The sequence below is a fragment of the Vibrio profundi genome (assembly GCF_005281835.1).
GTDB classification, from domain to species: domain Bacteria; phylum Pseudomonadota; class Gammaproteobacteria; order Enterobacterales; family Vibrionaceae; genus Vibrio; species Vibrio profundi.
Genome location: NZ_RZIS01000001.1, coordinates 914938 through 940595, shown reverse-complemented (window position 1 = coordinate 940595; position 25658 = coordinate 914938). Strand labels below are relative to the sequence as shown.

21 protein-coding genes are annotated in these 25658 nt (G+C 42.7%); 12 read left to right on the top strand and 9 right to left on the bottom strand.

The window, feature by feature from the left end:
• Positions 1-249 precede the first annotated feature (249 nt).
• Complete coding sequence (gene deoD / locus ELZ11_RS04295; RefSeq protein ID WP_137356126.1) at positions 250-957, top strand: purine-nucleoside phosphorylase; 708 nt, start codon at positions 250-252, stop codon at positions 955-957.
• Between the two features lie 76 nt (positions 958-1033).
• Entirely contained in the window at positions 1034-2206 is a 1173-nt protein-coding gene (tsgA, locus tag ELZ11_RS04290) for an MFS transporter TsgA (RefSeq protein WP_137356125.1), read from the top strand.
• A 62-nt stretch (positions 2207-2268) separates the two neighbouring features.
• Here tsgA and ELZ11_RS04285 read toward each other — a convergent pair whose 3' ends face one another.
• Both ELZ11_RS04285 and ELZ11_RS04280 read right to left on the bottom strand, forming a co-directional pair.
• Complete coding sequence (locus tag ELZ11_RS04285; RefSeq protein ID WP_137356124.1) at positions 2269-2943, bottom strand: Crp/Fnr family transcriptional regulator; 675 nt, start codon at positions 2941-2943, stop codon at positions 2269-2271.
• 197 nt (positions 2944-3140) lie between these two features.
• Entirely contained in the window at positions 3141-3968 is an 828-nt protein-coding gene (locus ELZ11_RS04280; RefSeq protein WP_167494620.1) for a substrate-binding periplasmic protein, read from the bottom strand.
• A 526-nt stretch (positions 3969-4494) separates the two neighbouring features.
• Between ELZ11_RS04280 and ELZ11_RS04275 the strand changes: the two genes are divergently transcribed.
• Positions 4495-4989, top strand: a complete 495-nt coding sequence (locus ELZ11_RS04275; RefSeq protein ID WP_137356122.1) for a YcxB family protein — start codon at positions 4495-4497, stop codon at positions 4987-4989.
• A gap of 88 nt (positions 4990-5077) precedes the next feature.
• On the opposite strand, the gene ELZ11_RS04270 is transcribed toward ELZ11_RS04275, so the two are convergent.
• Positions 5078-6247 (bottom strand): hypothetical protein, encoded by a 1170-nt coding sequence (locus tag ELZ11_RS04270; protein WP_137356121.1) that lies wholly within the window; start codon positions 6245-6247, stop codon positions 5078-5080.
• 362 nt (positions 6248-6609) lie between these two features.
• A complete protein-coding gene (locus ELZ11_RS04265; RefSeq protein ID WP_137356120.1) occupies positions 6610-7512 on the bottom strand; it encodes a LysR family transcriptional regulator in 903 nt (300 codons plus the stop codon).
• Between the two features lie 99 nt (positions 7513-7611).
• On the opposite strand from ELZ11_RS04265, the gene ELZ11_RS04260 reads away from it, so the two are divergent.
• A complete protein-coding gene (locus ELZ11_RS04260; protein WP_137356119.1) occupies positions 7612-8460 on the top strand; it encodes an SDR family oxidoreductase in 849 nt (282 codons plus the stop codon).
• Positions 8461-8515: 55 nt separating this feature from the next.
• Here the strand turns inward: ELZ11_RS04260 and ELZ11_RS04255 are convergent, their stop codons facing one another.
• Positions 8516-9424 carry a LysR family transcriptional regulator gene (locus ELZ11_RS04255; RefSeq protein WP_137356118.1) on the bottom strand — a complete coding sequence of 303 codons (909 nt, stop codon included), beginning with the start codon at positions 9422-9424 and terminating at the stop codon, positions 8516-8518.
• A 125-nt stretch (positions 9425-9549) separates the two neighbouring features.
• On the opposite strand from ELZ11_RS04255, the gene accD reads away from it, so the two are divergent.
• Entirely contained in the window at positions 9550-10419 is an 870-nt protein-coding gene (gene accD / locus ELZ11_RS04250; protein ID WP_137356117.1) for an acetyl-CoA carboxylase, carboxyltransferase subunit beta, read from the top strand.
• 152 nt (positions 10420-10571) lie between these two features.
• Here the strand turns inward: accD and ELZ11_RS04245 are convergent, their stop codons facing one another.
• Positions 10572-12008 (bottom strand): amidohydrolase family protein, encoded by a 1437-nt coding sequence (locus ELZ11_RS04245; RefSeq protein ID WP_137356116.1) that lies wholly within the window; start codon positions 12006-12008, stop codon positions 10572-10574.
• A gap of 237 nt (positions 12009-12245) precedes the next feature.
• Positions 12246-14057 carry a PLP-dependent transferase gene (locus tag ELZ11_RS04240; protein WP_137356115.1) on the bottom strand — a complete coding sequence of 604 codons (1812 nt, stop codon included), beginning with the start codon at positions 14055-14057 and terminating at the stop codon, positions 12246-12248.
• A 142-nt stretch (positions 14058-14199) separates the two neighbouring features.
• On the opposite strand from ELZ11_RS04240, the gene ELZ11_RS04235 reads away from it, so the two are divergent.
• Positions 14200-14655: an Lrp/AsnC family transcriptional regulator gene (locus tag ELZ11_RS04235; RefSeq protein ID WP_137356114.1), complete on the top strand. Its 456-nt coding sequence runs from the start codon at positions 14200-14202 to the stop codon at positions 14653-14655.
• 10 nt (positions 14656-14665) lie between these two features.
• On the opposite strand, the gene ELZ11_RS04230 is transcribed toward ELZ11_RS04235, so the two are convergent.
• Positions 14666-15808, bottom strand: coding sequence for an MFS transporter (locus ELZ11_RS04230; protein ID WP_137356113.1), 1143 nt, complete (start codon positions 15806-15808; stop codon positions 14666-14668).
• Between the two features lie 792 nt (positions 15809-16600).
• On the opposite strand from ELZ11_RS04230, the gene ELZ11_RS04225 reads away from it, so the two are divergent.
• The 4 genes from ELZ11_RS04225 (at position 16601) to ELZ11_RS04210 (ending at position 20464) form a co-directional block, all read left to right on the top strand.
• Complete coding sequence (locus ELZ11_RS04225; protein ID WP_137356112.1) at positions 16601-17509, top strand: dienelactone hydrolase family protein; 909 nt, start codon at positions 16601-16603, stop codon at positions 17507-17509.
• A gap of 357 nt (positions 17510-17866) precedes the next feature.
• Entirely contained in the window at positions 17867-18880 is a 1014-nt protein-coding gene (locus ELZ11_RS04220; RefSeq protein ID WP_137356111.1) for a metal-dependent hydrolase, read from the top strand.
• Between the two features lie 286 nt (positions 18881-19166).
• Entirely contained in the window at positions 19167-20078 is a 912-nt protein-coding gene (locus tag ELZ11_RS04215; protein ID WP_244291592.1) for a helix-turn-helix domain-containing protein, read from the top strand.
• 95 nt (positions 20079-20173) lie between these two features.
• Complete coding sequence (locus ELZ11_RS04210; protein ID WP_137356109.1) at positions 20174-20464, top strand: putative quinol monooxygenase; 291 nt, start codon at positions 20174-20176, stop codon at positions 20462-20464.
• 126 nt (positions 20465-20590) lie between these two features.
• Here the strand turns inward: ELZ11_RS04210 and ELZ11_RS04205 are convergent, their stop codons facing one another.
• Positions 20591-21463, bottom strand: a complete 873-nt coding sequence (locus ELZ11_RS04205; RefSeq protein ID WP_137356108.1) for an alpha/beta fold hydrolase — start codon at positions 21461-21463, stop codon at positions 20591-20593.
• A 417-nt stretch (positions 21464-21880) separates the two neighbouring features.
• Here ELZ11_RS04205 and ELZ11_RS04200 point away from each other — a divergent pair, with 417 nt between their 5' ends.
• Positions 21881-22786, top strand: coding sequence for an SIR2 family protein (locus ELZ11_RS04200; RefSeq protein ID WP_167494619.1), 906 nt, complete (start codon positions 21881-21883; stop codon positions 22784-22786).
• Positions 22779-25595, top strand: coding sequence for a hypothetical protein (locus ELZ11_RS04195; RefSeq protein ID WP_137356106.1), 2817 nt, complete (start codon positions 22779-22781; stop codon positions 25593-25595). The genes ELZ11_RS04200 and ELZ11_RS04195 overlap by 8 nt, the downstream gene beginning before the upstream one ends.
• The last annotated feature ends 63 nt before the right edge of the window (positions 25596-25658 follow it).

The window sequence follows — 25658 nt, the reverse complement described above, 5'->3', positions numbered from 1 at the left end:
TTAATCGTAACTCTCATTTTTCCGTAAGGCAGACATAATCGAGCACTTGCCAACATCATCGAGCGATCCCCCTCACCTATTCACTATTGCAAACCCTACACACTCAGCTCGATATCATCAGGGCAAGTATTGTGTTCACGGTAGCTATTCAAATTTGTGATACCAGTTTTTTAAACCGGACTTTTGTCCTGAAACTTTCTTTATCTTCCTCTTTATCATTACGCCATCAGAACGAATGAGGAAACCATTATGACTGCTCACATTGCAGGCTCTGCAGAAGATTTTGCTTCTACTGTCATTATGCCGGGCGACCCGCTACGTGCAAAATACATCGCTGAAACCTATCTTGAGGACGCTAAGTTAGTTACCGATATCCGTAACATGCTTGGCTATACCGGTTACTACAAAGGGCAGCGAATCTCGGTAATGGGCCACGGCATGGGCATCCCATCTATGGTGCTTTACGGACACGAGCTGATTAATGATTTTGGCGTGAAACGTATTATTCGCATTGGTAGTGTTGGCGCAACGCAAAAAGACGTCCACATGAGAGATGTAATTTTAGCTCAAGCTGCTGGTACCGATTCACCAACTAACGCGAAACGCAGCAGTGGCTACCACATGGCAACATCTGCAAGCTTTGAGTTACTACATAACGCGTATATGTCGGCGAAAGAGAAAAACATTGATGTCAAAGTGGGTAACGTTTTTACGGGTGATCTTTACTATGATCCAGATGAAGACATGATCCCTGCCCTAGAGCGTTTTGGCGTACTAGGTGTCGATATGGAAGTAGCGGGCCTGTATGGTTTAGCTCACCAATTTGGTATTGAATCTTTGGCAATACTAACTGTCTCTGACCACTGCATAACGGGCGAAGAAACCACGGCAGAAGAGCGTCAGCTTTCATTCAACAATATGATAGAGATAGCCTTAGAAACAGCAATTAAAGCTTAACTCTACATAAAGAGCCGATAGACTCGGCTCTTCATTATTCTAATAACATCTACCCTACAAGCTCTTGGAGTCATCAATGAACAATAAAATGATACTCACTGCTATAAGCTTTCTTGCCAATTTCATTATGGCTGGCTTCGCGACCCAATTCGGTATGCTAGTTGAGCCAATTGCTAATGCTTTCAGTGCGAATGTTAATGAAGTAGCGTCTATTTTCTCGCTATTAAACGGTGGTGCACTTGCCGGTACCATTGCGGCATTCTTCCTAATTGAAAAAGTAGGCATTAAGCGCATGACCGTGCTGTGTTACGGCGCCATCGCTTTGTCTGCTTTAAGCCTGTATCTTGCACCTTCTTTATTTATCGTAATGCTATGCATGACGGTGATTGGTTTTTGTGGCGGTGTGGGCCTTTGTATCGCTGGTACCATCGTTGTTTCACTGTGGAAAGACAAAATCCAAAGCACCATGTTGGTAGTACAAGATGCGACATTCAACATCGCAGGTGTTGTGTTCCCGATGATCACCACTTATGTACTGACTAACTCAATGAACTGGAGCATCAGCTACCTGAGCGTTGGCGTTGTGGCATTAGCTACCATGTTTGTCGCACTACTGACTAACTTTAACCAATGCAGTGGCGAGAGTGGCTCAGAGGAAGAAGCAAAATCAGAGTGGAACTTCGGTATCATCAGCGGTGGTGTGGGCCTATTCCTTGGTATGCTAGCTCTCTATACTTTCCTAACTTGGGCGCCAATGTTCGTGAAAGAAAAGTTTGATATCCCATTTGAGCAAGCAGGCAACATCATTACTCAGTACTGGTCAGCAGCTCTGATTGGCGCACTCATTTCAACGGTGATTGTGTCTCGTATGAAGATTCAATACTTCCTACTTACGATCATTTCATTGGCGATGATAGTGACCAGCATTATCGTAACGACAGATAAATTAGAGTCGCTGTCTTATCTGACCTACGGTTACGGATTTGCGTGTGCCGCGCTGTACAACGCGTTTATCGCTTACGGTGTATCTTTTGTACGCAATGCGAGCAGTAAAAACGTGTCTTACATTCTTATCAGCGGCAGCGCAGGTGCGATGTTTAGCCCTGCAATCAGCTCTGTAATGGAAAGCATTGTGGGTTTGCAAACCGTGATGTACGCGATTCCTGTGATTTACGCCGTCGTCCTTGCAATGTTAGTTTTTTCTATGAAATACAAGCCAACAAACGCAAATCAAACTCAAGCGGCTTAACCTGCTGACTAAACGAAAAAAGGTCTGCATTATGCAGACCTTTTTCCAAATGAGCTTTAATACTACTCTTCTACAAACCTTCGCAAACCTTCTAAATCCAGAATCCGAAGCCCTTGTTTTTCTTTGGCAATAAACCCTTTTTCTTCCAGATCTTTTACTGCGCGTCGATACACGCGATCAGACGTAGCAAACCGTTCCGCTTCCAGATAGTTCTTTTGAAAACCATCGACGGGAAGATCATTGAGGTATTGATGGTAAATGTCGTACGCCACGTTAACGGTAATCGGATAAAGCAGGCGCCTAGAAAGGATTTCCACCGTATCTTGATAATCAATCGCGATAGCACTAGCGAAATAAAGCGAGAGACGCGGCTGCTCTAACAAACAACGCTGCAATTTTTGTGAATCGATGATCGCCACTTCAACAGGCTCGACCGGAACAATATCCATTTGACAACGATAGCCTGTAAAAAACTCCATCTCACCAAATACTTGCAGTTCGCACTCAAGCGTTCCAAGTAAGAATGTTTTACCATTCCGGGCAGTGACTCCCATGGAAACCCTTCCGGCTTCAACAAGATAAAGATTCTCAACGTGCTCACCCTGAGTCAGAAGCTTTTCGTTTTCATCGAAGATACGACGCGAACTAATGCACTCACGAATCGCTTGTTCGATGAGCTGTTTGTCTTGATTCCATTCAGCTTCGAAACGTCCTTTCCCTAAGGTTTGTAGCTGCATTTATTTACCTTGAAGACTATGTTCAGCATATTTGGAACATGCTACCACAGAAAGCGATAACGGCTGATATCAACAGTAATGTGCCTCAAACCATGCCTTGACTTCTTAGCTGCAATTCCAATGCTTTAAGCACGATAGCTCACCGCTTTACATAGGAACGCAGCACCTTTAGTCCATGGTTACAAATAGCGTTGAATTTAGTGATCGTTTTGAGCAAGCCCCCATTCGGCCAATAGAGTTCCGTATCGTTCCGTTTGTTTATAAGTGTCCAATAACCTTTTTATGACTGCTAACTTATCTTCAGGAAAGTTGAGGTTAGCCGCTAAGTAATAATCGCCGTCACCATCGAGTTCTAGCTTTTTCACAATGCTAGAAGCCGGCTCGCCAAGCTCTTTAACGATATAGAACGCTACCGCATCGGGAATAGGCCAAAGTTCCGCTCTGCCTTTTTTGAGTAGCTCATATTGTATGAATCGAGCATTTGGCCCTGAGAGTCTGATGAATTGATCGATATCGATACCTTGCTCTTTAAGCAAAACTTCTCTGGAATCATCAATTTCGGTGGTCACTCGGTACTTAGAAATGTCATGGATTGTTTCTAAAACGATGTCGTCCCTTTCACTTAACGCGAACACTGACTGAGTAGCCGGCACCAGTTTAGAAACCCACAAAAATTGGTTCTCTCTCGACGCTCGTCTGGAGATTGAAAATATTAAGCCATTTGGATCTCTGCGGGCTTCCGTCATGGTTCGGATCCAAGGGTTAAATATGATTTGGTAATCGAAGCCTGTCGAGTCCATGACTTCACGTATGACCTGCAGCGACACGCCAGCCATCTCTCCGTCATGCTGGAAATTGTAAGGAGGAAAATGTTCGGTGTAGATATTAATGACTTCACTTTTTGAATAAAAGCTAACGGCACACAATGAGAAAACAACCAGCTGAATCACTGGTTTTAGTGCACCTCGGATTAAACAGCGGGTGCGCCTAAACAGAGTATTAAAAGCTCTGAAGTTAGGCGCCATCTTTGCTCCCATAGAGATAGGTATTTCTCTTTGCTGCTTTCATCATATCTGCTCCTCTCATTCTCATATCCCCAACGCTCCTTCCTACATGAGCTTTATTAAGCTTGTAAGTAAGGTAGATATTTTTGATTTGTAGATACGCCGTAATTCAACGGCTTTAGCGATTGCAAAAATTTAGCAAAACTCATGCGTTCACAGCATTAAACAATGATGTCTGGTCACTTGAGCCTATTTTGAAGTATATACCCAGCTGAAGCATATGTGCTTTGATTGAGTAAACAGAGGAGATATATGGATTCATCAGAGCACACAATATCGCGCAACAAACTAAAGCGTACAGATATTCTTGCACACCTACCGTTTCTTATGGCACCCCCGCCAGCCGTGAAGCCTCCCCCTATCGGTAGTATTGATTTACAAAAGAGGTTCAAAATATCTAAAGGAAACCGCGAAGACGCGATACAATGCGCTTGTTGCCGTTCGCAGCAGAAATACCTATTCACAGAAAACCTTAAAGTAGCCACACATGTCTAAAGAATCCGGTTTCACCACAGAATACACCCTCGACAAGACCTTCTTTGCAGAGTGTTATGATCAAACAAGCGTCCCTACTCAATTTCCAAAAGCCTATTTAAAAGCTTTTTTGTTTCTTATTTTTGGTTGGGTGCTATTAGAGTTTGAGCTATTGCCCAGCGGTTACGTGGGTTGGTTCTTTATTGTTTTGAGTGTGATTGAGGCGTTCAGTGTTTACTGTAAAAGAACCTGGTGGTTATGGCGACAAAGAATCAGCTCTGGCAATGGTAGCAAAGTGGTTTTTAAAGGTGATTTGAACGGTGTGAGCTACAAAAACTATAAAACCACCAACACCATCGAGTGGAATCAAATCGACGAGCTTGAGCAGACTGACCTAGGCTTTATTCTCCATATTGGTAAACAGCGCCAATACGTAAGTAAATCCTGCTTAAACGACGAAGCGATTAGCTTCATGTTAGAGCAGCACGCAGCATCCAAAGCAAACTAACGTTTCCAAACATAAAAAGGCCTCGCAAACGCGAGGCCTTACTTTTTCCAGAACGTTATCAAGTGGCTCTAACTTCGAGAGCACCGTTTTATCTAGCTTCTTGAGCTCCTTCTTGGCAAACAGGATAATGCTCTTTTAGGTCATCTAAGTCGGTCAGTACCGCTAAATAGACAGAGTTTGCAGTTGGGAGCACGCCTCCTTGTTCTCTAGATTTATCTCTTAATTGAGTTGAATTCTCTTCGCGAGTATCCAATTCATCCTTAGCTGAACCCTTACCCCCCTCAGCTTGTACATCTGATATAGCAGTGAATTCCTCATGATAGTATTGAGTAGACTCCTTCTTTAGGTTGGCCATACTCGATATAGTACTAGCAGATTGGAGTGCGGCTTCGAGCGCGGCTAGTTCTTTTATCAAAGCTGTTGAACCACCGCTAATATCAGTGGCATCCAACTTTAATTTCAACTTGCTTAATCTCGACTCTGTATTGATAAATGAAATAGAGTCAGCGGATATTAGTTTGGTTACGACTTTCAAGTGATCGGATTTCTCGGCCGAAATACGCTCTCCATTTATACATTTCATTCTTAATTCGAATACCTTGTAGCCCGATACTACCGTAAATCCCTCTGTTGTCTTCTCACTCGAAGCTTCAACATTCTTACTCTTATTAGACCCTGATACCGATCCATTGTCGCTCCAGTTATAAATACGAACGTTAACTTCACTGGTAGCTTTTTGAAGTTCAATGTTAGCTTTATTTATCTCTTTTCGGTTTGCCTTTATATCTTTACTACAATCAGCATTTCCTTCACATGTAGCCAAAGTAAAAGTGGTTTCGCTGAGTGCATTTGTTAACTTTAACGCGGCAGTTTTTACGTCAGAGACACTATTGTTTGAAGACTTATCACCTATAGTTTTCTGATCAGTATTTTTATTTTTAGACTCAACTTCAATTGGATAATTATGAACAATGACGTTGGCTTCGAATTGAGAGTTTCTAAGACTGTCTGCCAAACAGTTTGCGGTCATCGGTGAACGGTTTCTATCGGCATAACACAAGTCGCCAATCTTATAATTCAGTTGCCCATCAAGGCTAACCTGAGTAGTTTGTAACGGGTAAAAACGTACAGGGTCATCAAACCCGCCTTCATTTTCTGCGGTATAGGTCAGCCCATCAAAAACTGTAAGTTGACTAGAGCTGCACGCCGAAAGCCCAATTGCGCATAACACTATCAAAAGTCCATTCTTAAACATCATTCTGCCCTTCTAGATATCATTCCAACTAAACACAGGATGGAATCAATCCACCGAGCGAATATGTAACTACTACCATATTAGGAAATTTACTTAGGAAAGGAGTGACAAGTATCATAGTCTCAAGGTTTAAATACTTGGCTTCATCAGTCGTTCTTGAATGGTGAACAAATACAAACTTGGCGTTACGGTTCTATCCTAGCCCCTAAAAGAGCCGTATGCTACTAGCCTTTGTCTATACAAGAACTTCGATGCTCATAACGCTACTCTTTGCGATTAACAGAGAAACTCATATTCGCTTTAAACCCAAAATCTAACCGACTTTTTAGTGCGGAAAAGCTATCCAGAATGGCTCTTTAAATACGCTAACGAATACCAGGGAATTGCTGCAGTTCTTGCTGCTTGCCTAAGATAAATTCAATGAACGTCGACAACTTTTTGGATCTCGTTCTCGATTCATGGAATACAAGGTAAAAGCTTGTCCAGTCAGGCCATAGCGCTTCACAAACAGGCACTATTTCCCCATTGTTAATCGCTGAATGTGCATCAAAGTACGGAACATAAATCATCCCTAAGCCCGCTTTCGCGGCTCTTACAGCCTGCTGTGGAGATTCCAATAACAAGCCAGAATTCGGGAAAATGACATGGGGCTTATTATCTTGCTTTACTTGCCATGGAAACCCCTTACCTTTCACACCAATGTTAACCACCTCTTGGGCCTGTAACCACGCTAAACCTTGGGGGTCATCATGCTCTTCAAGCCATGTAGGGGAAGCATAAATACCGTATTGCAACTCAAACAAACGTCGCTGTTTCAAATCTGAATCTGATAGCGGGCCCTGACGAAACGCCAGATCAATTCTGTCTTCATAGAAATCAAGATTTTCATTGCTGCCAACCAGTTCGATATTGAGTTTTGGGTAGATGGTTTTAAATTCGATGACCCAGTCACTGAGTGGCCAATCCACAAATTGTAATGGAGCGGTGATACGTAGCGTGCCAGAGACCTGCGATTGGTTATCTTGCCAATCTTTTAAAGACTGATATCCCATTTCAAGCTGCTTGGTAAGCGCTAAAAATTCAGTTCCAGACTGGGTGAGTTGCATACTTCGCGTATTTCTAACCAGCAACGTAGCCCCTAATTGGCTTTCCAAATTGGCGATACGTCGGCTAACGGTACTTGTAGGCACTCCTAACTCGGTTGCAGCTTTGGAGAAAGAACCCATTTTCACAACCGTTGAAAACCATAAACTAGCTTCAAGATCCATATTTATCCCATTTTTGGCAAGCAGGTGCTCATTTTATCCTACTAATACTCTTAATCAATGATGTTTATGATTGATTACACATTCACAAGGAGTATTACTATGTTCAAAACAATTGCTGTAATTGGTGCTACTGGCATGCTTGGTTTACCTGTTGCGAAAGCACTCGCTCATGAAGGTTATACTGTTCGCATCATTTCAAGGAACTCATCTAAGGCTCAAAAGCTACTTCAAGGACCGCAATTTGAATTTGTAGAAGCGGACCTATTTGACCATGAAAGTTTAGCGAGAGCTCTGGAGCATGTAGAAGCCATTCATATCAACCTTAGTGGTAATAGCCCAGAGACTTATCGCCAGAATCACATACAGGGAACGAAGCAAATTCTCAATGCAGTCGATAAATCATCAATACAATTAATCAGTATGATTTCTACCGCGACAGCGTATGAACAAAATAACTTTAGGATCGATACACAAGCCAAGCTAGAAGCCGAAAACCTACTGAAAAACAGTGGTATCCCATATATGGCATATTTACCTAGCTGGTTTTTCGAAACCCTTAACTTATTGGTTGACCAAGAGACAGTGACCACTATGGGTCAGTCAACGCAGCCTATTCGGTGGATCAGCGCTGAAGACTATGCCAAAGCCGTTGTACAAAGCTACAAACTGCCTGAACTATACAATAAGCGATTAACCCTACTAGGCCCGGAAGGTCTTACCATCACTGAAGCAGCGGACTTGTTTGCACAAACAAAGAACCTAGCGAGACACCATATGTCTGACAGCGAGGCTTGGGCGTACGCCAAAGAATTGGGGGATGACACACTATTGGATGCGGTCGATTTATTGTCGTACACAGAGAAAGTTGGCGAAAAGCCCGACCCCGTCACTTTAGATCACCCGCTTACTTCCCCAACAAGCCTATCCGACTGGTTAAAGGCAAGCTAAATAGCGATGGCTGATAAACAACGAAGGCCTCATAAACGTGAGGCCTTTGTTCCATTCATTTGTTTTTATTCATCGAGTTCGCTTGGTTCTGTAGGTGCTCAATGAATGCTGGAACCTTTTTTGCGATGTGCTTTCTCGATGCATAAAAGGCGTATAGCACTAGATCTTCTGGCTGATATTCAAGCTCGATGACCTCTAACTTGCCTATTTCAATCTCTTCGCGACAGAGTTCAGCTGGGAGTATTGCAAAACCTAGCCCTGCTAATGCGCCGGCTTTCGCTAGTTGCCCGCTATTTACTTTAAAGGCCGATTGCACCCTTTGAGTAATCAGCTCACCGGTTTTGTTCTTAAACACCCACGGCGTACCATTTAATGCAGTGAAACTATTAATGCACGGGACATGCTTTAGATCCGTAATCTGAAAGGGTTTAGAGGTTGTTTGAAGGAGTTTGGGGGAAGCGACAACAACACTCGACCAGCGCTTGATCTCTTTCGCTATCCAATTGTTATCGTCAAGCTTCCCTCGGTGAAAACTCAGAATCACGTCAAACCCATCAAGCAAGTCCTCTTTTGGGTTAATACTCGTATCACAGCACAATGAGATGGCAGGATACTGGGCACAAAAAGACACGACGGCTTGAGCTAGTTCTGGTGAGTTTGGCATTAGAATATTGAGCTGCCCCATCACCTGATGAGAGTGTTGAGTTACTTCCGTAAGCGCATCGTTGAGCTTGTCTAACAAAGGCTGAGTACGTAGATACAGGTGCTCCCCTGCTTCCGTCGGAGTAATACGGCGTGTCGTTCTATCAAACAATCGAGCATCTAACTGCCCTTCTAACAAAGCGATATGACGGCTGACATTTGAAGTCGGCAAACACAAGAACTCAGCAGCCCGTTTAAAGCTATTGTTCTCATAAACGCAGTGAAAGCTTTTTAGCCATTGTTGGTCAATTTTATCTAGCACCTTGTTATCTCACCCATACTAATAATCCCATTCTATAGGATTATAAAGCCAATAAATGACACTTTATTACCATTAATTGGCTTATACAATATTCAGCATTAGAGTAACAATAATAAGGTTCCCGCATGAGTTGGTTAGAAAAGCTATTAAATAAGAAGAACTTAATCTCAACCCGCAAAGCTTCAATTCCTGAAGGAGTATGGACCAAGTGCTCATCTTGTGATCAAGTCTTGTACCAAATAGCACTTAAAGAGAACCTGGAGGTCTGCCCAAAATGCGACCATCACATGAGGATGACGGCACGTTATCGATTAAACAGCTTTCTAGACAAAGGGACATGGACTGAAATTGGCCACCAGCACGAACCGCAAGACTTACTCAATTTTAGAGATCAGAAACGCTACAAAGAGCGATTCGCTCTTGCTCAAAAAAGTACGGGCGAAAAAGATGCACTAGTGGCGATGAAAGGAGAGCTGTTAGGGTTACCTGTTGTAGCCTGTGCCTTCGAGTTTTCTTTCATGGCAGGGTCAATGAGTAGCGTTGTAGGCGCTCGTTTTGTTGACGCGGTTAACTCGGCGATTGAGGCTAATTGCGGATTAGTCTGTTTTTCAGCTTGTGGTGGCGCACGTATGCAAGAGTCGCTAATGGCCTTAATGCAAATGGCGAAAACCAGTGCAGCGTTAAAGCGTCTGTCTGAAGCAAAATTACCTTATATATCAGTGTTGACCGATCAAACTTTTGGCGGCGTCTCGGCAAGCTTAGCTATGCTGGGTGACATCAACATCGGTGAGCCCAAAGCACGCATAGGCTTTGCAGGTCGCAGGGTGATTGAACAAACGGTACGAGAAAAGTTGCCTGACGATTTTCAACAGAGCGAGTTCTTATTAGAGCATGGCGCATTAGACATGATTGTTGATAGGCGTGATATGCGCGTACGCGTGGCAAGACTCATCGCGATGATGACGAACACACAGATTCAATCAGAAGCCAATTAACTGTATCGGAGGTAACCCAAAAGACCCGAATATATGGGTCTTAGTTTTTCTAAAGCGCCATACTCCCCTATTTAGCTGGTTTATCAAGCTTTATAGATTATTCAAAAACAAAAAAAGTCCGGCGAATTCGCCAGACTTTTTGGTGTTCAATCTTAAAGTGTATTCTTGAAGATCTTACCGTCTTTCATGATAAGGTCCATTTCCGTTAGGTGAGAACCATCTTTCTTGGCATCGTTCGCTTCACCAAACCAAGTATCACGACCACCAACCAGTGTAATGTCTTCCAGTGGGTTACCGTCGATAAGTAGGATATCCGCGTATGCGCCCACTTCAATCACACCCAATTTTGCATCTGAGTATGGGTCAATCCATGGTTGCATTAGCTCGGCAGAGATACGACCCGATGTCGATGTCATTGCACGCAGTGCAGAGAAGTTACCGAACATATCTGCGTTCAACCAAATCTCGTGAGCAATCTGCTTAGCACACGTATCTGCAACGCCGACACAGTCTACGTTGAAGGCACGGCGATCAAACCCTGCGTCTTCCGCGGCTTTCATCTCTTTCTGGTAGCTACCAAACGCCGCTTGTGCCGAAGCTAGCTTCTTCTGAATCAGAGGATCTTGTACCACTGGAATGGTCGCAAGATCTGGCGAGAATGCGGTGAGGTTCGTTGCAATGAACGCTCCCTCTTTATTGAACTTATCCGCCATCTCCGCTTTAAACATAAAGCCATGTTCCAAAGTTTTCACACCTAGGTCGAGCGCTTGATGCATCGCTTGCTCAGAATACACGTGCGTTGCAACGTAAGAACCATAAGATTCTGCTATCGCCACCGCGGCTTTCATCTCATCGTCTAGGTAAGAGTTGTACTGCCATGGGTCAAACTTCGAAGACACACCACCCGATTGAAACACCTTAGTGAACTGAGCCCCCTGACGGTAGTTGTATCGCGCTTGTTGTTTGATCTCTTCAACACCATTCGCATTGCTCATGATATTGAGGATTTCCAAGTTCTGTGGCGAATCAGTCAGACGACGAGACTGTAAACCCACATCGGCATGCGAACCGATAGGTGCAATTGGGGCGCCCGATGCGTAAATACGCGGTACTTCTTTCAGGCGACCGTCACGTTCCATATCAGTCCATGAACCATCAGCACCACCTACATCACGAATCGTACCAAAGCCCATATCTAAATACATTTCTGCGAACTCTTGGCCGTGGATAGCAATCTCTGTCCAGCGCATATCATCAGTACCTAGCAAACCTTTTGGAATGGTTAAGTGCATGTGCGCATCAATTAAGGCAGGCATCAGTGTACGACCCTCACCATCAATCACTTGAGCATCTGCAGGAATATCTGCCTCGCCTTTGGTAATAGCGGTGATCTTGTTATCTGTGACGACAACCGAGTGGTTCTTGTACAGTTTATTTTCAGTTCCATTGAAAACATTAACGTTCTTAAATACAACCACTTGAGGCGCTTCTGTAGCGACTGGTGCCGTTTCCTGAACGGGCGCTGGAGCAGCGATTGAGTAAGCGGCTGTCATAGCTAAAGAAGCGGCAATCAGTGTTTTCTTGAACATAAAATACTCTCTTAATTAGTAATGGTGCTCTGAAATCTGACGCCATATTAACCACCAGCCGAAAGCATTAATTGCCATTTGATGACACACGATCAAGTTCGCTATCCGAGCGATTTACAACCAACCGTAAAGAATACAAATCGATGACACAAAGAAAAGCACCCTACCGACTTATGCGTCTGTAGGGTGCCCTTACTTGCTACTTTAAGCTTTGAGTTTCTTTACTGACTGAGGTCTTTACTGACTAAGCTGTCCGAACTTGGGCAGACTCCTCACGAACCTCTGGTGTACGTCCATATAAGTTTGCATATAGATCTCATCGATGTGCTCGTTACTTGGGAAGCTCGATGAGAAATCAACGTGCTTATGGTCAATCGACAACTTTGCCGCTTCGATAATGTGTGCAATGAACATGCGAGGATCTTCTAAACCAATCGAGATACGCATAGTCGTTGGCTTGATACCCGCCTCATTGAGTGCTTCGTCGCTCAGTTCTGAGTGCGTGGTCAGTGCCGGACACAGCGCCACTGTATTGGTTTGCCCAAGGCTTACTTGCATGCCGATAGCGGGTTCAAGCATGTCGAAGAACTGTTTAAATCCATCTCGATTGATTGGCGAACGATTGCCGTTACCTTCCATATCGATAGTAAACAGTGCGGCTGGCAGCCCTAAGTACATGTTGTTCTGGCAGTGTTCATAATTATCACTATCTGGCAAAGCAGGACACGACACATTAATGTTTGGGTGAGCATCAAAAATCTTCGCTAGAGTCAGCGTGTTGATGGTTTTCTGCACCACACGCATCTCATAGGTTTTCATACCGTTGAGCACTTCAAACGCTTTGTCTGCATCTAAGAAAGCACCTTTAATGTAATACACATTCCAAAACAGGGTTTCGTTCCAAGGGATCGTCGCCTCATCACCATTGGGCTTGGTGAAAGTCACTTCCTCTCCTTTTGGCACAAACATGGTCTCGTTGCGCCCAATCACAACACCTGCTGTGGTGGTGCCAGAACCGGCCAGCTCTTTGGTATACGAATGAATCACGTAATCTGGCCTTTCCATCACATCATCACGCTTGAGTACAGGGTGAAGCAGAGGCGTACCCACAGTCGAATCCACAATCACATCCCAACCACGGGAATGCGTCGCCTTACTGATATTAGCGACATCTAACACGTAGCCATGTGGATTACACGGTGACTCAAGGTAAACGTAGATCTTCTTACCTGCAGCGAGGCGGTCGGCATACTTGTCTGCGACCTCATCAAGGCGGGTCGCAAACTCATCACCAGAATAACCATCCACCCACTCTACTGCGACATTGAGGTTCGACGGCTTACCAAACCAGTCTTCCAACAACTGATAAGAACCGCCATAGATGTTACGTGAGGCCAAGACAATATCTTCGTGCCCTAGCAAGTGGCTGAGTAAGCCATCAATGGCCGCCATCCCCGAGTTAAAGTTCCATGCAAGATATTCGTTGGCTCTTGAGCCAGCTTCAAGATCAACCATATGGTTCGCCAGTGAGATTGAGGTTGGGTTCAGTAATCGAGAGTAAATATCGTGCAGTGGCTCTTTACCGTTGAACGCATCTTCAATCCATTCGGTACAGGCAAACAAATAGGTCGCAGTACGCGTAATCACTGGGCTTGCTGAAAAGATAGCCGCAACATTATCGAAAATAGGATACGCGCCTTTTGAGGCAAAATTACCATTGTTGGTCGCAATGGATTGGTATGTCGCGCGCATTGGGTTTTGCAGGTTATCGAGGATCTTAGCGATCTGGAATGACAAGAAACGTTTGGCGTTAAACCAAGCGATACGGTCACTCTTATCGAGTTCAGACAGGCCATCAACCGTCAATGCCCAAAGATCATGTGTCTTAGTATTGGCTTTGTACAGTGTCGTCGCCAGTTCAATCAGCGTGGTGCCGTAGTCACTGTTTGGGTCGATACCAAAGTGTTTGGCTTGCTCAACGGCAAGGGCTTCTGCCTGTTCGTGTTTGGTCGTTTTACGCAGCGGACTAAGTTGAGTTGAAGTATTCATAATTCCTAAATCATTCCATCCTTGTTGTACCTCCTTTAATTTTAGTGTTATAAATTTGTGAAATATTGCAAACTGAGTAGTTAGTTACGCACTTTGAGCAATATTATTGCTAAGAAACCTCCAATATTAATGGAATATGCCAATGGACGAGATAGACAAAAGAATACTGGCGGAACTGCAAAGCAATGCTCGGCTCTCTAATCAAGAGTTGGCCGATCGAGTGGCACTGTCGCCCTCTCCTTGCTTACGTCGAGTTCGAGCATTAGAGAAACAAGGGATCATTCGTGGCTATCACGCCAGTGTCGACCAAGAAGCGTGCGGCCTACCCGTAAATGTGTTTGTGTTGGTGAAGCTTGAAAAGCCGACCGAAGAGAATATGAGAGACTTTGAGCAGCACATTGAAGCGATTGATGAAGTATTGGAGTGCTTTCTAATGACAGGCAATCACGACTACCTACTGCATGTGGTGAGTGAATCCCTCAAAAGCTACGAGCAGTTTATCCGCAAGCAATTAACTCGCCTACCCAACATTGCTTCTATTGAATCTAGCTTTGCGTTTGGTCAGGTGAAAACAAAGACCAAGCTGCCAGTTAGGTAAGTAAGTTTCGCTATTGATTCTGTAGCCTGTCGAATCCATTGATTCGCTGATGAAGCTGCGTACCCATAGTAAAAGTTACCAGCAGGCTAACCAAAGCGACGACAGCACCTACTACGAACACCCATTGATAACCAGACATCCAGATTATACCCAACAGAAACGGCAGGAACACAGCCGCAATATGGTTAATGGTGAATGACAAACTCGCCGTTGCAGCCACCTCATCTTCCCTAATCGTCTTTTTAAAGTAGGTATTTAAAGCAATCGCAAAACTAAAAATAATACTATCGACAACGTACAACCCTGCTGCCGCATAATGACTATCCACAAATGCGTAGGATAGGAACACCAAAATTAGCGCCGCATACTCAATGATCAAAGCTCGCTTCTCGCCTACTCTATCGATTAAGCGCCCGATATAAGGCAAAGCAAGCATCGCAGCTAAGCTGGATACCATGAATAATGTGGCCATCATCGCAATGGTATAGTGAAACTTGGTCACCATCAGTAAGCCAGCAAATGCTACAAAAATCTGTCTTCTTGCCCCACTCAAAAAAGTCAAAATGTAATAGGTCGTGTACTCTCGTCGTACAATGAGTTTGGTGTGTTGCTTAACCTCTGTTCGAGTATCTTTAAACGTAACCAAATAAACCGCCAACGAGAAACATATTAGTCCACAAGCAAAGAAAATAGCCTTATCTGAAACATCAAACAGGAAACTCGCGACCACAATGCATAGAAAAGTCACCATCGAGAAAAACGAGGCTGCGGAGCGAATCTTCCCCATGGATTCACTAAAATTCTTAGTCGCTAGCAATTGTGTTGAGAGTGATTTGTTCACCGCTTCCAGATAATGGAAACCAATGGACATAATAGTGGTGCTGAAATAGAAGCCATAAATCGAAGGTAAATATCCCGTCACCGCAACGCCTCCCCCTAATGCTGCAACCGACAATACCGCGACTCGTTGTTCAGAAGCGATAAACAATAGAAACAAAACAGTGAATGAGAGCAAGCCAGGGATTTCCCTAACGCTCTGCAATACACCCACATCAGCACCAGACATACCAGCAGTATCGACGGCGAAATTATTCATAACGACTCGCCACCCGGTATTCGCGATCACTGACGCTATAGCAATGATAACTAACATCGCGAATGAGCTCCGCGATGTTAAAAGTCGAAACCAGAGAATCATTTAAGCCGCCGATTCTAATAAAGAACTTTGAATATAGGCACACATAAATAAAGTCGTTATTCGTTTTCCGTTCATACTCAAATCCTCAAATTAATAATATGTTCAGAGTCTGACCACGATATCCACTAAAGCACAGAACACAGAACACAGAACACAGAACACAGAACACAGAACACAGAACACAGAAACAATAGCCATTGCTACGTACTTGTTACACGATCATTTCTAGAATGTTATTTCTTGGAACTGATAAATATTCATCAGGATTTATTTATTAGAGATAATTCATTTGAGATTGTTATTTTTCGCTGACGATGAGATTTAAATAAGATCAGCACAGCTCGCCAAATAACAAGTGAAAACGACTTCCCGTACTTTTGATTTTTTATTGAATCCTAATTGAGCAGAGATGTTGGCAAGTTTTCGTCTAAACGCCCCTATAACGAAAAAGCCCATCACACACGCTTCCGTGGTATATCAACCGAAAGGTCACAACCGCCCTACTTCGCGGACTTAATCGCTTTCATCTGTGCTTTGTGGAACGGATCAGGCTGCCCTAGTATGAAGAAAGTCGTTACGGGTATGGAAATATGGATTAGGGTATCGATTTAAACTGACCACTTATCTGCCTGTCCTCTCGTTTTTTACTTTGATAAAAAATACCTCAGAAGTTATTTAGCGCTCCTTCGAACCTCTTGAATTTCCACTATAGTTGATTGGATAAACCATTCACTACAAGGAAGCGTTATGAATCAAAATACCGAATCTCAATCAACATCGACTCGGTCTATTCCTCAAGAAGCATTTGATTGGTATGACGAATATGCGCACGGCCTAATTGACCGTAGAGAATTCATGGCGCGCCTATCTGGGTTAGCGGTACTTGGATTCACCATGACCACGTTAACTTCTGCACTTATTCCAAATTATGCGAAGGCAGAGCAAGTCTCTTTCAATGATCCTTCCATCAAAGCAACCTATGAGACATTCCCTTCACCTAAAGGACACGGAGAAGGTCGTGGATACTTAGTAGTCCCAAAAGAGCTAGCGGGTAATTCGCCTGTTGTCTTAGTTGTTCATGAAAATAGAGGCTTAAACCCCTATATAAAGGACGTAGCAAGACGACTCGCGGCCTCCGGATTTATTGCGTTTGCACCCGATGCGCTTTATTCACTTGGCGGGTACCCAGGTAATGATGATGAAGGTCGAGCGATGCAGAAATCATTATCCAGAGAGAAAATCGAAGAAGACTTCATAGCAGCAGCGAACTTTCTGAAATCTCACGAGAAAAGCAACGGAAAACTGGGCGCAGTAGGGTTTTGCTTTGGTGGCTATGTCGTGAATATGTTGGCTGCGGTCATGCCAGAGCAACTGAATGCGGGCGTTCCATTTTATGGTACTCCTGCTGCTCCTGATTTAAGAAAAAACATTAAAGGCCCATTGCTCATTCAGTTCGCTGGAAACGATAAACGTGTGAATGCGACTTGGCCAGACTACGAGTCTGAACTCAAAGAAATTAAAGCTGATTACACAGCCCATATCTATGAAGGCGTGAATCATGGCTTCCATAACGACTCCACTGGCCGATATGCGGAGGAAGAAGCAGAGTTAGCATGGGCTCGTACACTGGAGTTCTTTACCAAAAAGCTTTCTTAGTCGGTCATATTGCTGAATTGATTTCTTTTCTATCTAAGCGACTGACCAATTTCACGCACAGAAACAAAAAGGCCTCGTACGCGCGAGGCCTTAGTTTTACCTTTCCAACGCTTACCACCGCCCTATTTCACTGACCTAATCGCTTTCAGCAGTATTGTATTGAACTACTGTGATTAATCCCGAATTGGGAAGTGTTCTGAATCTTCAAAGTAATAAGGATGGTCGGTCTTAATATGTTTCTCATTTGCTTCGGGGCTGGTGGGCAATGTGCGGGCGTTTGCTCGTAATACTGGCATTTTAGTGGTGAAGCTTAGCGAATCATCTACTATTAATTAATACATAATCAATGAGTTAATGATGGATCCACTAACGCAAGGCGTACTGGGCGCGTCCCTTTCTCTATCGGCGAGCAAAAAACGCCACTTACTCGCCGCTGGCTTTTTAGGGCTAGTCGCTGGAATGGTGCCAGATCTGGATGTCTTGATCCGGTCTGAAAGCGATCCTTTGCTATTTTTAGAGTTTCACCGACAGTTTACCCATTCACTCTTTTTTATTCCTATTGGCAGTTTCCTATGTGCTCTAGTTTTATACCTGCCATTCGGCAAAAAGCTCCAACTATCATTTCAACAGAGCTGGCTTTATTGCGCACTCGGTTATAGCACTCACGCATTGTTGGACGCTTGTACTTCTTATGGTACCCAGCTGTTTTGGCCTTTAACCAATGAGCGTTACGCTTGGAACGCGGTGTCGGTGATTGATCCTGCGTTCACCCTTCCCATATTGATGCTACTCATCTTAGCAATGCTAAAACGAAACGCTTGGCTAGCACGTATTGCCGTTGTTTGGGCGTTAACTTATCCCACGCTCGGTATGATTCAAAGAGACAGAGCTGAAGCGATCGGATGGCAACTCGCGAAAGAACGACAACACACACCGATTCGATTAGAAGCCAAGCCGACTTTCGCGAATATTTGGGTTTGGAAGGTCATTTACGAAACGAAGGAGAAGTACCATATTGATGCCATTCGAGTGACTCGTTCAATAAAAACATATCCCGGTGAGTCCATTGCAAAGCTAAACCTAAGCCGAGATTTTCCGTGGCTCGACCTTAATTCACAACAAAGCAGAGACATTGAACGTTTCAGACACTTTTCAAACGGCTTTCTAGCGAGATCCCCCGACGACGAGCGACATATCATAGATGTACGATATTCGATGGCACCGAATCAATTCAACGCACTATGGAGCGTCAAGCTGTCACCATTAGCGAGTGCGGACGAGCATGTTAAATACGTGACACATCGTGACAATAGTTCAGAATCAAGACAACTATTTTCCGACATGCTCTTCGATTTTGAACCAAGCCAATAGAAAGTGATTTTCGACTGATTCGTTTTTTGGTCAACCAAAATGGCCGCATTCAGTAAGCACGACTGCGCCATAGAATGCCTGATTAACATACCTGAACCGAATTGGCCTTTCTCTATACCTGCGTTTATATCTTCGGCAAACGCAGCCATAGTGTACTCTTCACGGTTGAACGATAAATCACCGTACCCAGCTAAGTCCATGGTCATGGCTTCTAATTGGGTTTCCTGTTTACGGTGGCTTATTTAAGCGATATTGTAATGTTAACAGCCACTTAACAAGGCGTTAAATGACGACTGAAGCCACTCCCCAAAGTAGACAAATGAAAACGATTTTTGAGCATACTCAATCAAACGTTTTGGTGATCCCACAAGCTCTATATGCGATGAAAGATGTGGTCGTGCTTAGCCACCATCGTAACTCCGCTATCATGCATAAAAACCTTGAGCAGGACTTAGTAGACATTGAGTTTTATACCAACACACCTTGTTTTATATTTATTGAAAATGGGCGAGAGGTGATCACAAATAGCAACAACGATACAGTCACGTTGAGTGCAGGATCCTCCATATTTCTCCCTCAAGGGCTCAATCTTCAGTCCGACTTTGTGAAAGAAACAGAATCTCTTAAAGCTTATATCGTGTTTTTTGACGACGATGTTATCAGTGCTTATTTAAGCAACGTAAAACGCCCCTTAGCCTTTCATGAGAGTAAAGACACCTATTTCCAACTGGAAGGTGGCGACGAATTTACGGCTTACTTTGATTCCATTCGAGCTGATATAAATACACCCGCTTATCTAAACATCAAACTCCAAGAGCTACTTCACCTTATTGCTTGGAAAGATCCACAGCGCATTTTGAACTCATTGCTGACCACACAGAAAAGAGTCCCTCCTAAACGTAATCTTGCTCGCTTGCTGGAAACGCTTGACGTACTTCACCTCACCGTTAGCGACCTCGCCCACCTTTCGGGAAGGAGCCTTTCAAGCTTTAATCGTGATTTCAAAGAAAGCTACAAGATGACACCCAAAAAGTGGCTGCATGAGAAAAAATTATTCAAGGCTAAAGAACTTCTATTAGATAACGAACTGTCTGTTACAGAAGTCGCGATGACTATGGGCTATGACAATGTATCGGCCTTTATTAAGGCGTTCAAACTTAAATATGGTGTAACACCAAAACAGATAAAACAGCCTTAATGACTGGAAATCGTTATTTTTGACAGTCTATAGGGAGTTTGTGTGTGGCTAACGAGGTAGTCTGAGCTCTGATTCTTATCTAAAAGGAGTAAGAAATGAGCGTCAGAATCACCTTAAATTGCCAAGTAAAACCAGAACAATTTCAAGCCTTATTGCCATTTCTGGAAGACAATTTACCCAATGTAAGAGGGTTTAAAGGAAATAAGCAGGTTAACGTCTTATTTGACGAAAAGAACAATGAAATGCTTTTGTACGAAGAATGGCGATCGGTTGAGAGCCATCAAGAGTATTTAAATTTCATTCATGATAATGGTGTACTGGATGCGTTGAGCTCATTTCTTAGTGCACCGCCAATCATCAAATATTTTGACAAGGTCGAAGTTTAATTATTCGAGTAAACGCTAATGCAGCATTTAACAAAGTGCTGCACTCGGAATGGCTAGTTACTCACTTGCAAAAAGGCCTCGCACACGCGAGGCCTTGGTTTTATCTATAGAGTGATTACAACCGCCCTACTTCACTGACTTAACCGCTTTCATCAACGTTGTGTTGAACTGCTGTGGTTGTTCTAGCATTGGGAAGTGGCCTGAGTCTTCAATGTAGTAAATGCTGTAGTCCTTAATGTGTTTTTTGTTCGCTTCTGAGTCCGTTGGCCATAGGCGAGCATTAACCAATATTACTGGCACATTTACGTTCTCATACACGCGGTGCGCTTCACCTGTTACGTATTGACCTAGATAATGGCGGAACTGGTTTATTGCGATAGCTGGCGGTGCTGATGCCATGTCTTGCGTTACCCAGTAAAGTAAATCTGCGTCTACGTCTTTGGGTAGCGAGTCTTTCACGAACATAGTAATGCCCGCTTGGAAGTCTGCTTCAAACGGCTTGGTCATTGCATCTAGATCGCTTTGTGAAACCGCTAAAGCGACGTTTTGCGATGTATCGACACCAATAATGCCCTTCACTCTTTTCGGCATCAGTTTAGCGGCTTCTGCAATCACACCACCAGCCATGGAATGACCTACTAAGATGACTGAATCGAGTTGTTCTTTGTCGATGACTGCTTTGATGTCTTCAGCGAACGCAGCCATGGTGTACTCTTCGCGGTTAAACGACGAGTTACCGTGCCCAGCAAAGTCCATGGTGATCACTTGGTACTGCTTTGAAAACTCGCTCTCTTGGTTTTGCCAAAGCCTACTGTCTAAACTCCAACCGTGAATGAAGATCAGCGCTGTATCCCCACTGCCACTTTTGCCATACGCAATTTGCTCACCATCCTGAGATATCGCAATACCGTACTTAACCGTTGAAGCATGAGCCATGGCATTAAAGCTACCAAGCGCCATGATTACAAAGAATGTGATGTTTAGAATTAAACGTTTCATAGTGTCTCTCTAATTACTTTAGAGGGAACACAGAAAGCGCCTCTCTCAATCAATATAGTCACTATAAAGTGTGAAGTTGTAGACAGGTCAAGGGGCAATTGAATTGGCATAGTGACTAAGGATTGATGTTGCGTCTCAAATCCAACAACAATTGTAGGTTAACGACATCGTAGTCGTATCAAAGTTTGTCGAGACAAAAATAACCATGATTCCATGAGTAGAATAATAGACAGAAATTCAGGACTGTATGGGACTGTTCATCCGTTTTATGATATAAGGGTTTTAAGTTCATATACATGTACATTAGAGTCAAAAAATAATGTTAAGCAATTGAAACATAGCCTTTTTATTGCAGACAACGTTAGATTTGAAAGGCCTGATGCAGTACTTACTCACAAAGCAATTAAAGGTAGATTAATGGCAACTCTACGACCAGAACCTAAGTTACCAGACGAGATTATTGAGGCTGCAAAAGCTGGGAACTTAGTATTATTCATAGGTGCAGGTATATCAAGAATGGTAGGTCATCCATCCTGGGATGGTTTTGCAGATGCTGTCGTAAATCAACTAGTGAAGAACGAAGTAATTGATCATCATGAAAAGTCACTAATTAATGCCCTACCAGATCCAAGGAAACGTCTGTCGATTGCTAAAATACTAGATGAAGACAACGGTGCAAAAATTGACTACAAGAAAATATTTGAACTCTCAAATCCTTGGTGCAATGTTTACGACTTTATTAACAAATATAACTGCACCTTCGTTACGACAAACTACGATAAGCTGATCAAACCTACCATATCCCAAAGCAAACCTGAAACCAGTTGGCGTTATTTCAAACGCATAGATTTGTTAAATGCAAAGTTAGATACAAAAGGGGCCGTCATTCATTTACATGGTTGTGTAGATGACCCTTCAAGTATGATAGTAACGACCAAAGATTATTTAGAACATTATGTCTCTGATGAAGTTCCAAAATTTCTCACTCACCTTTTTTCAAGTAAAGTCGTTTTATTTCTTGGTTATGGACTTGAAGAAACAGAAATACTTGAATATGTACTAAAATCTAGTGACCAAAAAGAAGAGTCAGAGAAACGACTTTTTATACTACAAGGTTTCTTCAATGCAGAAGAGCCATTATTTAACAAATTAAAAGCTTATTATGAGCAATCTTTTAATGCACAGTTGATCGTTTTCCCTCGAGATCATGAAGATTATGCGCAACAGCAAGCAATTATCAAAAAATGGGGTAGTGAACTGGAGTTTAAAGATTTAGCTCTCGCTGACAAGCTAGCAGCTTTAGAGGCAGATCTCGATGAGTAATAAATTAAGCGCTAAGCAGCGCAGTGCTTTGCAAAGAGTATTAGATGATCCAGCTTTACAACCTTGGCTTTTCAAAAAAGTTGATGATACAAAATGGTTTGATGCCTTCAAAGATAATGACTTACTATTACCTAAGCTTAATCCGGTTCCAATTAAGACGTCTGATAATACTTTTCAAATTCCTTCATGGCCTATCACAGAATACTTAGTTTCATCGTCTTTAAAACTGAAAGAAGAAAACGACCTAGAAACGGCTAAAAAATATTTGAGTCTACTTAAAGAAGTGACTCAATATGCTGCTGACAATGAGTATTCTAACTATCGAACATGGTGGCAATTCAGCAAGATCCTACGAAATATACCTTTAACAGTACTATCAATCGGAGACCTTGATTGCGTGAACTTTTGGCTCAACGATAGGTTTGATGGTTACTTAATCAGCAAAGAAATCAGCGAGTGGATGGTTGAACTCATAGAAAAAAACACTGAACAATCGATTTCTTTTGCCACCTTATTGTTAGACAAATTGTTTACTATCAAAAGTGTTGAAGGTAAATATTTAGACAAGAAACAAGAAGCAGTTTTGAGGTTTGACGAGTATCAAGCGAGCAAATTTGTAGAAAACTCCGCCTTAATGCTCGGTGAAAAGTTAGGTTTACCAGCAGTAAACTTATGCGAGCAGAAGCTTAAAGAAGTTCTCAATATTAATCGTAATGATAAGTGGTCGAACCTTTGGCGTAATGCAATACCTGAACATACACAAAATAGCAGGAACAATGATACTGATGATATTATTGTAGAGCTTTTTAGAGACACCTTGCTAGGTTATATGACAAAAAACCTTGATGACAATGCTCATGACAAACTTATTGCCCTAATCAATAGTGAGTACGAGACCATCAAGCGTGTTGGCATTTATATAGCTAGTGAATGTTTTGATGTGCTTGTTCCGCCAGTAATAGCCTTAGTCATTCTGCCACATCACTTTAATGATAAATACCGCCATGAGCTTTGGCACTTTATACACAAGAACTTTTCTTCACTCCAAGAAGAACAACAACAGTCTGTTATCGAAGCAATAGAATTGTTGAAAGTAACTGATGATAAATCTGGAATCATCCAAGAGAAGCCCACTTCGTACAAGCAATCTAATTGGTTCTCAGCTATCAAAGATGAAAATGAAACTACTAAAGCGAAGTACCAAGCCTGCATTGAAATTACCGGAGTCGAACCAAAGCACCCAGATTTTTCGTCTTATATGAGCGTTGGGGTTGCGGTAGACGCCTCGCCTTTATCTGTAACTGAATTAGCTGTCATGCTTGAAAATACAGATGAATTAATTGACTTTTTGAACGAGTATAAAGAATTTGGTCACTTCAAAGAGCCAGGGCTAGAAGGCTTAATTAGAACATTCGAAGAATTAGTTTTACTCGACAACTGTGAAGTTTTAAATAACCTTGATAAATTTGTTAGCCTCAAGCCGCATTATTTAGAAAAGATATTTTCTGCATACTCCAAATTATGGGCTGATAAAGCTCATCGCTCATGGAGTGAACTTTGGCCTAAGATTATTAGCTTCTCTACACAAGTGTTTAATGATCAATCGTTTTGGGAATCCGATGACAATGCCAAATCCGGTCAATTCATTGGTGATAAGCACTGGGTTATAAGTTCTTACTGCAGGTTAATTGAAGCCGGATGTGAACGAGATGACCGAGCTTTCAATCTGGATTTATCAGAGGCTGTTAAAAATACACTTGAGCTAATTCTCGATAAAGAATCAGGGCAAGATTTTGACGATAAGCCAGATGCCGTCTCTATTGCAATTAACAGCCCTAGAGGTCGGTGCATAGAAGCCTACATTAAGTTGGCACTTTATCAATGTAGGAATGTTGAAAAGGATTCAGCGGATCATCTTCAAATATGGGCAACATACGAGTCAACCTTTGAACTCGAATTGCATAAACCAAAAACGGATGACGAATATGAATTCATTACTATCGCACTAATGTATGCCCGTAACTTTCTTTTCCTCTCTAACGAGTGGACAGTTCAGAATATCGAGAGAATGTTTGGAAAAGTAAGCTCTCTTCAATGGCGATGTGCATTACAAGCTTATTCATATGTAGGGTGGCTAATTCCTGAAGTTCACAATCTATTTAGGGTAAACAACTACTATCCTATATTGCTTGATGAAGAAAACTTATCTGACGAAATTAAAGGCCGCTATATAGAGTATATTTGCATCGCGCACCTTCAAAGTAAGGATAAGCTCGATGATAAAAGCTTATTAAAACTTATATTGAAAAGGCGAAACGAAAACGAACTAAGCAAAGTTGTATGGTTTTTATGGTCCATAAGAGACCAGAACCTAGATATGGCTAAACAGTTGGTTTTTGCTCTATGGCCTGACTTTGTTGAGATAATAACTCAAGAAAAGTCGAATAAAATACCGCTAGCCTCCAAACTGGCATTATGGGCGGAATACATTGAAGAACTTAATATGGAAACTAAACCTTGGTTAATGGCTGTTGCACCGTACATAGATGATGATCACAATGCAATGTCGTTTATGCAAGAGCTAGCAAGGTTAAGTGAAAACTATGCCTTGGATGTAGCAGATATTTGGAATGAGGCATTGTCGAAGCCTTTCTATGTATATGATCTTGAGCCTTTAGAGACGATGTTTAAAAATATCATATCACTAAGTCAGGACGGACATAATCGTGCTAAACAAATTATTGATATCTATATAAAAAATAATGATGAAGCAGTCGTAAAACTATATCAAAAGATTACCGAGTCATAAGTCAGTTAATTTTTACTTCACACGTTTAACAAAAAAGGCCTCGCAATGCGAGGCCTTTGGTTT